Below are 10,854 nucleotides of genomic sequence, written 5' to 3'. Positions count from 1 at the left end.
CAGCCCCCTTCTCCCCGTCACTATACGGGGAGAAGATGCCGGCAGGCGGATGAGGGGCAGCGCCATGCTCTCCAAGAAATTTCTCCGTCGAACAGGCATCGCCGCAGCTTCACTCGCGGGGTTTGCGGCGATCGCCGCAGCCACCCTTTGGGAGCTCGACCGTGCCTTCCCGCCGCCGCTGCCGGCAAAGCTGACGGTCTCCACCGAAGTCCAGGACCGCGACGGCCAGTTGCTGCGCGCCTTCGCTACGCCGGACGGCTACTGGCGGCTCGAGACCCGCCTCGACCAGGTCGACAAGCAATTCGTCGACATGCTGGTCACCTATGAGGACAAGCGCTTCTGGGACCACCGCGGCGTCGACCTCCTGGCGCTTTGCCGCGCCGCGGGCCAGCTCGTCACAAGCGGCCATATCGTGTCGGGCGGCTCGACCTTGTCGATGCAGCTTGCCCGGCTGATCGAGCCGCGCGACAGCCGCAGCCTCGGCTCCAAGCTCAAGCAGATGCTGCGCGCCATGCAGATCGAGCGCCGACTCTCCAAGCAGGAAATCCTCGAACGCTATCTGACGCTGGCGCCCTATGGGGGCAATCTCGAAGGCGTGCGCGCCGCCTCGCTCGCCTATTTCGGCAAGGAGCCGAAGCGGCTCACCGTCTCGGAAGCCGCCCTTCTCGTCGCGCTGCCGCAATTGCCGGAAAGGCGCCGGCCCGACCGCAATCTCGACATCGCGCATGCCGCGCGCGACCGGGTGCTGACCCGCATGGTCTCGGCCGGCCTGCTCGGCGAGCGCGAAGCGCAGCGCGCGGCGCTGGACGACGTCTCCGGCCTGCGCAGAAAACTGCCGGCGCTGGCCGCGCACGCCTCCTACGCCATGCTGCCCAGGGCCGTGCCCGGCAAGCCGCTGCAGCTCACCATCCGCCGGAGTGTGCAGCAAGGGCTGGAACAGGTGGCAAGGGATGCTGCCAGGAAGCTCGGCCCGAAACTTTCCGTCGCCATGGTGATGGCCGACGCGCGCACCGGCGACATTCTCGGCGAAGTCGGCTCGGCCGATTTCTTCGACGCCAGCCGCTCCGGCTGGATCGACATGACCAAGGTGGTGCGCTCCCCCGGCTCGACACTGAAGCCCTTCATCTACGGACTTGCCTTCGAGCAAGGGCTGGTGGCGCAGGAGATGATCATCGAGGACAGCCCGGCCGATTTTGGCGGCTACCGTCCGAAGAATTTCGACATGGGCTACCAGGGCGACGTCTCGATCCGCCAGGCGCTGCAATTGTCGCTCAATGTGCCGGCGATCCGTGTGCTCGACGCGGTCGGTCCGGCGCGGCTGACGGCGCGCTTCCGCCAGGCCGGCGTCACCCCGGTCCTGCCGGTCAACGAGGCACCGGGCCTGGCGATCGGGCTTGGCGGCGTCGGCGTGACCTTGCGCGACCTGGTGCAGCTCTATACGGGGCTCGCCAATGGCGGCAAGATGCACACGCTGCATGACGGCACCGAGCCGGCCAATGCCGAACGCACCACAGCCACCATCCTCGACGACCAGGCGGCCTGGCAGATCAACGACATACTGTCCGGCGTGAAACCGCCGGAAGGCGCCATGCAGCGCGGCATCGCCTACAAGACCGGCACCTCCTATGGCTATCGCGATGCCTGGTCCGTCGGCTTCGACGGCCGCTACGTCCTGGGCGTGTGGGTCGGCCGCGCCGATGCGAGCCCTGTCCCGGGCCTGTCGGGCTATGTCTCGGCGGCACCCATCCTGTTCGAAGGCTTCGTCCGGTCCGGCCTTGCCAGCGTGCCGCTGCCCGGCCGGCCGCCGGGCGTCTTCAATCCCAAGCGCGAGGAATTGCCGGTGACGCTCGCCCGTTTCGGTGCCGGCTCCGACGGGCTGGTGCAGGCCACCGCCAGCGAGCCGGCGCCGACCATCATCTTCCCGCCCAATGGCGCCCGTGTGGACCTCGGCACCAATTCAGCCGATGCCACGCCGCTGGTGCTGAAACTGCAGGGTGGCCGCGCGCCGTTCCGCTGGCTCGCCAACGGCAAGCCGTTGGCCGGCATCGACCGCCGCCGCACCGCGACCTGGCAGCCCGACGGCACCGGCTATTCGACGCTGACGGTCATCGACGCAGCCGGCCGCGCGGCGAGCGTGAAGGTTTTCGTTGAATAGGATGGGGATTGCGCTTCTTAGGGATTCGGCGCGCGGAGTTTCTCCCCTGATGTATGGCGCGAGGCGCCGCCCTTTATTGGGAGCATTCTTCTCAGCGCTTACCCTGGCAATAGCTTGCCCTCCCTCAGCCCGCGCCGATCCCCTGCCCGCCGGCTTCGTCAGGCTCGCCAATATCGACCAGACCATCCACCAGGACATCCGCTACGCCGGCCGCGAAAACTTCCTGCGCCGCAAGGTCGACGGCTATGACGCGCCTGTCTGCATCCTGACCGCGCAAGCGGCGAGGGCGCTGTCCAGTGTTCAGAAAACGATGACCGCCAAAGGCCTGACGCTGGTCGTCTTCGACTGCTACCGGCCCGCGCGGGCCGTCGCCGACATGGGCAGATGGACGCGAGAAGGCGGTCCGCCGGATCCGCAATGGTATCCGACGGTCGAACGCGGCGATCTTATCGCCAAGGGCTATGTCGGTGAATTGTCCAGCCATTCGCGCGGCTCGACCGTCGATCTCGCCATCGCCGACCCGGGCAAGGGAAGCGATGTTCATCCGGCATGCGGCGCTCCTGACGTCGGGACACTCGACTTCGGCACCGGTTTTGACTGCTTCGATCCAATGAGCGAGACCGCGCACCGCCCTCTTCGCGCCGAAGCGGCGGCGAACCGCAAGATGCTGCTTGCCGCCATGCGTACCGCCGGCTTCCGCAACTATGCGCGCGAATGGTGGCACTTCACCCTTGCCAAAGAGCCTTTTCCAAAACAGCGTTTCGATTTTCCGGTCACCGCCAATTAACGCGCCGGGGCTTGCCCTGACCCTGACCGCTTCTAATTAGGCCGACTGATGCCGAGCCGAGCCAAGAGCGGAGGAGGAAGTTATTTCTTCAAAGAGCCGAAGCTCGGCGAAAAATTGCTTCGAGGAGGCGAAAAAGGCAACATTCAATGCATCTAATTTCTATAAACTCGCTAGAGTTCGCTGCAGTTCAACGGAGGCGGGAATGACCAAACATCATTTCAGGAAACTGCTCGGCGCGCTGGTCGCCACATCTATCCAGTTCGGCACGCTCGGTTTCGCGTTCGCCGATACGACCATTTTGAACGTGTCCTACGATCCGACACGCGAGCTTTACAAGGCCTACAACGAAGCCTTCGCCGCGCACTGGAAGGCCGAGACCGGCGAGACGGTCACCATCCAGCAGTCGCATGGCGGATCGGGCGCCCAGGCTCGCGCGGTGATCGACGGGCTCAACGCCGACGTCGTGACGCTGGCGCTCGAAGGCGACATCAACGCCATCGTGACCAAGTCGAAGAAGATCAATCCCGACTGGCGCAAGAAATTCGAAAACAATTCAGCGCCTTACACCTCGACCATCATCTTCCTGGTGCGCAAGGGCAACCCCAAGGGCATCCACGACTGGAGCGATCTGGTGAAGGACGGCGTCCAGGTGATCACGCCGAACCCGAAGACCTCCGGCGGCGCGCGCTGGAACTACCTGGCGGCCTGGGCTTATGCCAATGCGCATGACGGCAATGACGAGGCCAAGACCAAGGAATTCATCGGCAAGCTGTATGCCAATGCCCCGGTGCTCGACAGCGGCGCCCGCGGCTCGACCGTCACCTTCGCCCAGAAAGGCCTCGGCGACGTGCTGATCGCCTGGGAGAACGACGCCTATCTGGCGCTCGACGAATTCGGCGCCGACAATTTCGACATCGTCTACCCGCCGACCTCGATCCTGGCCGAGCCGCCGGTCGCCGTGGTCGACGCCAATGTCGACGCCAAAGGCACGCGCAAGGTGGCCGAGGGGTATCTTTCCTATCTCTATTCGAAGGAAGGCCAGACCATCATCGCCAAGAACCATTATCGCCCGGCCAAGCCCGAACTGGTTCCGGCCGAGGACCTCGCCAAACTGCCGCAGATCAAGCTGGTCACCATCGACGACCCGCAATTCGGCGGCTGGAAGAAGGCACAGCCTTACCATTTCGGCGACGGTGGTATATTCGACCAGATCTACAAGCCGGCGCAGTGAGAGGCTGAGCCTCGAAAACCGGCGACTGCAATCTGGTTGAGTAAGAAGGGACGATCCAGAACAGCATGACCACAGCACCCGCTCATGCGGGGTGGCGATTCAGGCAGCCGAGTGTCATTCCGGGTTTCGGACTGACGCTCGGCTTCTCGCTTGCCTACCTCACGCTCATCATCCTTATCCCGCTCTCGGGGCTGATCTGGCGTTCGGCCGCGCTCGGCTGGACCGATTTCTGGGCTCTGGCCACCGACCGGCGCACCCTCAAGGCGCTCGAAATCAGCTTCGGCACCGCTTTCATCGCTGCGGCGGTTAATGTCGTGTTCGGCACGCTCGTCGCCTGGGTGCTGGTCCGTTACCGCTTCCCCGGCCGCCGCGTCGTCGACGCCATGGTCGACCTGCCCTTCGCGCTGCCCACCGCGGTCGCCGGCATCGCGCTGACCACGCTCTATGCACCGACCGGCTGGCTCGGCAAATTGCTGATGCCCCTCGGCCTCAAGGTCGCCTACACCCCGCTCGGCATCATCGTGGCGCTGGTGTTCATCGGCCTGCCCTTCGTCGTGCGCACCGTTCAGCCGATCATGGAAGAGCTCGACAAGGAGGTCGAGGAGGCCGCCGCCACGCTCGGCGCCAGCCGTTTCCAGATCATTACCCGCGTCCTATTTCCGGGGCTGGCGCCAGCCGTCATCACCGGTTTCTCGCTCGCCTTCGCGCGCGGTGTCGGCGAATACGGCTCGGTCATCTTCATCGCCGGCAACCTGCCCTACAAATCCGAGATCGCGCCGCTTCTGATCGTCATCCGGCTGGAGGAGTACAACTATCCGGCCGCGACCGCGATCGCCGCGATCATGCTGGCGCTGTCCTTCGCGATGCTCTTGGTCATCAATCTCGTGCAGACATGGAGCCGCAAGCGCTATGGCTGATCCCGAGATCAAATCCTATGAACCACTGCATGAAAGCCGCTCGGCAGCGGTCACCGAAAGCCGGCCCGTCCGCATCACGCTGACGACCGTTACGCTGGTCTTTCTCGGCATCTTCCTGCTGTTGCCGCTGATCATCGTGTTCAAGGAGGCTTTCGCCAAGGGCGTCGGCGCCTATTTCCAATCCTTGGGCGATGCCGACACGCGCTCCGCCATCCGCCTGACATTGCTGGTGGCGGCGATCTCGGTGCCGCTCAATCTCGTCTTCGGCCTTTCGGCCGCCTGGGCCATCGCCAAGTTCGAGTTCAAGGGCAAGGCGTTCCTGACCACGCTGATCGACCTGCCCTTCTCGGTCTCGCCGGTCATTTCCGGCCTGGTCTATGTGCTTCTGTTCGGCGCTCAAGGTTTGCTCGGCGAATGGCTGAAGGCGCATGGCATCCAGATCCTGTTCGCCGTGCCGGGCATCGTTCTGGCCACCGTCTTCGTCACCTTCCCCTTCGTCGCGCGCGAGCTGATCCCGCTGATGCAGGAACAAGGCAATGGCGACGAGGAGGCTGCTCTTTCGCTCGGCGCCAGCGGCTGGCAGGCCTTCTGGTATGTGACGCTGCCCAACGTCAAATGGGGGCTGCTCTACGGCGTGCTGCTCTGCAATGCGCGCGCTATGGGCGAGTTCGGCGCGGTCTCGGTGGTGTCGGGCCACATACGCGGCCTCACCAACACCATGCCGTTGCATGTCGAGATCCTCTACAACGAATACAATGCCGTCGGCGCCTTTGCCGTCGCTTCGCTGCTCGCCGGCTTGGCGCTGGTGACGCTGGTCTTGAAAACACTTCTCGAGATGCGCTACGGCGCCGAGATCGCCGCGACACGCGGACACTAGGTGCATGTCACCCAAAAGTGCATAGCGGTTTTGGGATAATGATATGCATCAAAGAACTGAGGGATTTGCATGGAAGTTCGCGTCGTCAACGTGCGCAAGGAGTTTGAGCGGTTTCCGGCGCTCCACGACGTGTCGCTCGACATCAAGTCCGGCGAGCTCATCGCGCTGCTGGGCCCGTCGGGCTCCGGCAAGACGACGCTGCTGCGCCTGATCGCCGGGCTGGAGCGGCCGACCAAGGGGGCGATCTTCTTCGGCGAGGAAGACGCTTCGCAGAAGTCGATCCAGGAGCGCAATGTCGGGTTCGTCTTCCAGCATTACGCGCTGTTCCGTCACATGACGGTCGCCGACAATATCGGCTTCGGCCTGAAGGTCCGGCACGGCGCCGCACGGCCGCCGGCGCAGGAAATCCGCCGCCGGGCACTGGAACTGCTCGACCTCGTCCAGCTGTCAGGCCTGGAAAAGCGCTATCCGGCGCAGCTCTCCGGCGGCCAGCGCCAGCGCGTGGCTCTGGCGCGCGCCATGGCGATCGAGCCCAAGGTGCTTCTGCTCGACGAACCCTTCGGCGCGCTCGACGCGCAGGTGCGCCGCGAGCTGCGCCGCTGGCTGCGCGAGATCCATGACCGGACCGGCCACACGACCGTCTTCGTCACGCACGACCAGGAGGAAGCGCTGGAACTCGCCGACCGGGTCGTCGTCATGAGCCAGGGCCGCATCGAGCAGGTGGGCACCGCCGACGACATCTACGACACGCCGAACTCGCCCTTCGTCTATTCCTTCATCGGCGAGTCGAGCTCGCTGCCGGTCAAGGTCGAGAATGGCGAGGTCTGGATCGCCGATCGGCCAATCGGACTTGAGGCGCCGCATACGCCACCCGGAGAGGCGGTTCTCTACTTCCGCCCGCATGATGTCGACCTGCTCGACGGCTGCAGCGGCTGCATCGCCGGCACTGTTGCCGCCAGCCGCCGCGTTGCCGGCACCAGGCGTGTCGAGCTGGAGATCGGCGGCGAGCGCCAGCGCGTCGAGATCGAGCTTCCCGTCGACCATCCCGCCGCGCAGAAGAGCCGCGTGGCGTTCAGGCCGCGGCGCTGGAAGCTGTTCCCCACGGCCTGAGCTATCTTTCGCTCTGACTCCTGCTCCGGCGTGCCAGCCTGGGCTGTTCATGAATCAGCTTGGAAGAAAATCCTAGCAAAGAGCTGTTTTGGCGAGATATTTTCCAGACCCTCGCTCGCCTCTCGGAGCGCGTGCCTCGTCGCTTCAGGCTTTCCCGACTATGGTTTCGCCATAGCTTGATCCATTTCCAAGGAGCCTGTTTTCATGAAGCGTCTGTTGCTCGGCATCGCAGCTGTTGCCGGTCTCGTCCTCGCACCCTCCCAAGCCTGGTCGGCCGACAAGCTCTTGAATGCATCCTATGACGTCGGCCGCGAATTGTTCGTCGACATCAACAAAGCCTTCGTCGCCAAGCATCCCGGCGTCACCATCGATCAGTCGCATGCCGGCACCTCGGCGCAGGCGCGCGCCATCGCCGAAGGTCTTGCTGCCGATGTCGTCACCTTCAACCAGGTCACCGACGTCGACTTCCTGGTCAAGAAGGGCCTCGTCTCGGCCGATTGGCAGAAGGATTTTCCGGACAACGCCTCGCCCTTCTATTCCCTGCCCTCCTTCCTGGTGCGCGCCGGCAATCCCAAGCACATCAAGGACTGGAACGACCTGGTGCGTGACGACGTGCAGGTGATCTTCCCGAACCCGAAGACATCGGGCAATGCGCGCTACACCTATCTCGCTGCCACAGCCTACGCCAAGGAAGCGTTCAAGGGCGACGATGCCAAGGTGAAGGAGTTCATCACCAAGCTCTTCAACAACGTGCCGATCTTCGATACCGGCGGCCGCGCCGCCACCACCACCTTCGTCCAGCGCGAGATCGGCGACGTGCTGATCACCTTCGAGTCCGAGACGCGCGGCATCCGCAAGGAATATGGCGACGACAAGTTCGAGCAGGTCACTCCCTCCGTCAGCCTGCTGGCCGAGTTCCCGGTGGCGATCGTCGACAAGGTCGCCGACGAGCATGGCAGCCGCGATCTCGCCAAGTCCTATCTCGACTTCCTCTACACGCCGGACGGCCAGGAGATCGCCGCCGAGAACGGCTTGCGGACTCGCGATGCAGCGGTCGCCGCCAAGCACAAGGCCGACTTCCCGGATGTCCGGCTGCTGACCGTCGAGGAAGTCTTCGGCGGCTGGGACAAGGTGCAGAAGGAGCATTTCGCCGCCGGCGGACTGCTCGATCAGACCTATGGCAGCCGCTGAAAGGGCTCCACAATCAGGAAGCGCAAGGAGGCCGGCTTTGCCGGCTTTCTTCTTATAAGCGGGGTTGCATGAGTGCGCAGGGGAAATCCCGGCCCCAACGTGAAAAACGTTACGAAGAATCAACGCGTTTGTGCCTAAGCTGTACCGGCAAATTGTTGGGCCAGAGGGCGTTCGACGGTCAAACTGTCATGATTTGCACACAAACAACCGCCAGATGCAGGGGCGATTGGGGTTTGATGAATTGAATCGGGCATGCTGACCAAAAAAGGCAAATACGGCCTCAAGGCCCTTGTGCATCTTGCCAGCCTGCCGGCTGGCCAGCTTGCATTCGTCAACGACATCGCGGTCGCCAACAACATCCCGAAGAAATTCCTGGATGCGATCCTGGGGGAGCTGCGCAATGCCGGCTTCGTCCAGAGCCGCAAGGGCAAGGAAGGCGGCTATCGCCTCGCCCGGCCCGCTTCCGAGATCAAGATCGGCCATGTCGTGCGTGTGCTCGACGGACCGTTGGCGCCGATCCCTTGCGCCAGCCGCACGCAATATCAGCGCTGCGAGGATTGCGACGAAGCGACCTGCCAGGTCCGGCATATGATGCTGGAAGTGCGCCAGGCGATCGCCGAGGTGCTCGACAACCGCAGCCTCGCAGCCATGCGCGACGCCGACAACGACGATTTCCCGGCCGAACTCACGTCCCAAATCTGAAGCGGCCTCGCCCTGATTGCAGTCAGATTGGTTGCTTGTCTGCTTTCCAGGCAGTAAATCGGCTGGAGATGGAACAGGGCTCTGACGCATGAGGCTGCCTTGGCTTGGCAAATCCCGCAGGGCCAGCCGGCAGCCAACATCGAACGACATCTATCGCACCGAGATCATCGCCGATGTGCCGGTGCCGGAGCGCAACGAAACCGTTCGCTTCTTCAGCCGCAAGGTAATCCGCCCCGGAAAACTGCGCCGCTTCGCCAACAGGGACCTGCGCGAGAGCCTGCTGTCCTGTTTCTATCTCGGCGTCGCGGCGGTTCTGCCGGTCTCCTGGTGGGGACCCATCTGCGGCTGGGTGTCGGGGCTCCGGCGCAAGCGCCATTTCCGCAAGGAGTTCGCCCGCTACGACATCGCGGTGAAGGCAGTGCTCGGCAATGCCATCGACACGTGCGGCATGTTCGAAGCGCAACTTGCCGCCGTTCATCGCCGACGACTGACGCTTGCGGCGCATCTCGTGGCCGGGTGGCGCTGGTCGCCGGCGATCCGGCTGGAAGGCCTCGAGGGACTGCAGCGAGCCGTGCGCAACGGGCGCGGCGTCATCATATGGTGCGACCAGTTCACGGCGCAGACGATCATGGGCAAGCGCGCCCTACATGAGGCCGGCGTCGATGCCCATCAGGTAAGCGCGCGATACCACGGCTTCTCACCAAGCGAGTTCGGCTTCCGCGTCATCAACCCGCCATTGGTCAAACTCGAGAACCGTTTCCTGAAAAGCCGGATCGTCTTTGAGCGCACCGACGCCTATCAGGTCACCACGCGCATCCAGAAGGTGCTAAAGGCAAACGGCGTGGTGCTGATGACCAACACGATCTACGCCGGCTCCGCCTTCGCCGAGGCCGCCATGGGCGAACGCGGCTGGACCCACCTCGCCTCGGCGCCGGCAAATTTTGCCACGCGCGCGGGTGCCGCGCTGTTTCATATGGCGACGATCGAGACGATCCCTTTCCGCCAATACCGGGCTATCGTCAGCGAGTTGAGCGCGGGCACGCAAGTCCCCGCGTCGCCGGCAAAGGACACAGCGGCGAAGAACCTTGCCGTCCAGGCAGGATACATCCTGTCGAAGCGCGACCATATGCTGGAAACGCTCAAACTCTGCCCGGAGCAGATGATGGCCTGGTCCAGCGCCGTGCGGTTGACCGAGCGGCCGACCGAGGCCGCGATCGGCAACGAGGGCGCATGAATACCAACTGACCTATAGCGTTTCACCGTTTCACGGAAACGGCGAACCGCTCTAACTCTTTGTTTTTGCGCAATTCCGGACGGAAAACCGCTCTCACTTTTCCTAGAACGCTCTATCGGATGATCTCTTTCACGATCCCGGCGACACTTCGCGTTCCGTCGATCGTCACCACCCGTTCGTCGGCGGCAGGCTCTTCCAGCGTGGCGAACTGGCTGTCGACGAGGCTGGCCGGCATGAAATGGCCCTTGCGATTGGCCACCCGTCGCCAGGCGGTTTCGCGATCGATCTTCAGGTAGAGGAAGACGACCTCCGGACAGAAGCGGCTCAGCCGGTCGCGGTAGCTGCGTTTCAGCGCCGAGCAGGCCGCGACCGCTTTTCGTCCGCCGGCAACGGAACTCGCGATACGCTCGCCGATGGCGTCGAGCCAGCCTGCGCGCAGCGCATCCGTCAGCGGCTCGCCGCGCGCCATGCGCGCCACATTCTCCGGCGGATGCAGCCGGTCGCCCTCGATGAAGTCGGCGCCAAGCGCCCCGGCAAGCGCCTCGCCGACGGCCGTCTTGCCGCAGCCGGCAACGCCCATCACGACGATGGCCGGCGCCATCCGAAGATCATTCATACGGAGCTCCGGGATCTGCGGTCTTGGGCTTGCC

The 10,854-nt window shown here is 64.0% G+C and carries 10 protein-coding genes; 9 read left to right on the top strand and 1 reads right to left on the bottom strand.

Annotation, left to right across the window (positions count from 1 at the left end):
• Nucleotides 1-64: 64 nt before the first annotated feature.
• The 9 genes from pbpC to EN852_RS20720 all read left to right on the top strand — a co-directional run bounded on the left by pbpC (nt 65) and on the right by EN852_RS20720 (nt 10,204).
• Nucleotides 65-2,155, top strand: coding sequence for a penicillin-binding protein 1C (gene pbpC / locus EN852_RS20760; RefSeq protein WP_246694338.1), 2,091 nt, complete (start codon nt 65-67; stop codon nt 2,153-2,155).
• 49 nt (nt 2,156-2,204) lie between these two features.
• Nucleotides 2,205-2,942: a M15 family metallopeptidase gene (locus tag EN852_RS20755; protein ID WP_127876703.1), complete on the top strand. Its 738-nt coding sequence runs from the start codon at nt 2,205-2,207 to the stop codon at nt 2,940-2,942.
• A 202-nt stretch (nt 2,943-3,144) separates the two neighbouring features.
• The gene (locus tag EN852_RS20750; RefSeq protein ID WP_127876702.1) at nt 3,145-4,173 is read left to right on the top strand and encodes a sulfate ABC transporter substrate-binding protein; all 1,029 of its coding nucleotides are present in this window, start codon (nt 3,145-3,147) and stop codon (nt 4,171-4,173) included.
• Between the two features lie 65 nt (nt 4,174-4,238).
• A complete protein-coding gene (gene cysT, locus EN852_RS20745; RefSeq protein WP_127876701.1) occupies nt 4,239-5,090 on the top strand; it encodes a sulfate ABC transporter permease subunit CysT in 852 nt (283 codons plus the stop codon).
• Nucleotides 5,083-5,967 carry a sulfate ABC transporter permease subunit CysW gene (cysW, locus tag EN852_RS20740; RefSeq protein ID WP_127876700.1) on the top strand — a complete coding sequence of 295 codons (885 nt, stop codon included), beginning with the start codon at nt 5,083-5,085 and terminating at the stop codon, nt 5,965-5,967. The genes cysT and cysW overlap by 8 nt, the downstream gene beginning before the upstream one ends.
• Before the next feature lie 69 nt (nt 5,968-6,036).
• Nucleotides 6,037-7,077, top strand: coding sequence for a sulfate/molybdate ABC transporter ATP-binding protein (locus EN852_RS20735; RefSeq protein ID WP_127876699.1), 1,041 nt, complete (start codon nt 6,037-6,039; stop codon nt 7,075-7,077).
• A 204-nt stretch (nt 7,078-7,281) separates the two neighbouring features.
• On the top strand, nt 7,282-8,268 hold the full coding sequence (locus EN852_RS20730; protein WP_127876698.1) for a sulfate ABC transporter substrate-binding protein: 987 nt from the start codon (nt 7,282-7,284) through the stop codon (nt 8,266-8,268).
• A gap of 252 nt (nt 8,269-8,520) precedes the next feature.
• Nucleotides 8,521-8,970: an Rrf2 family transcriptional regulator gene (locus EN852_RS20725; RefSeq protein WP_040970141.1), complete on the top strand. Its 450-nt coding sequence runs from the start codon at nt 8,521-8,523 to the stop codon at nt 8,968-8,970.
• Nucleotides 8,971-9,058: 88 nt separating this feature from the next.
• On the top strand, nt 9,059-10,204 hold the full coding sequence (locus EN852_RS20720) for a hypothetical protein (protein ID WP_127876697.1): 1,146 nt from the start codon (nt 9,059-9,061) through the stop codon (nt 10,202-10,204).
• A 112-nt stretch (nt 10,205-10,316) separates the two neighbouring features.
• On the opposite strand, the gene EN852_RS20715 is transcribed toward EN852_RS20720, so the two are convergent.
• On the bottom strand, nt 10,317-10,820 hold the full coding sequence (locus tag EN852_RS20715; protein WP_246694337.1) for a gluconokinase: 504 nt from the start codon (nt 10,818-10,820) through the stop codon (nt 10,317-10,319).
• Nucleotides 10,821-10,854: the final 34 nt, after the last annotated feature.

The organism is Mesorhizobium sp. M2E.F.Ca.ET.209.01.1.1 (assembly GCF_004010375.2).
GTDB lineage: Bacteria > Pseudomonadota > Alphaproteobacteria > Rhizobiales > Rhizobiaceae > Mesorhizobium.
Note: the sequence above shows the minus strand (reverse complement) of the source record. Positions and strands in the feature narration are given on the sequence as shown.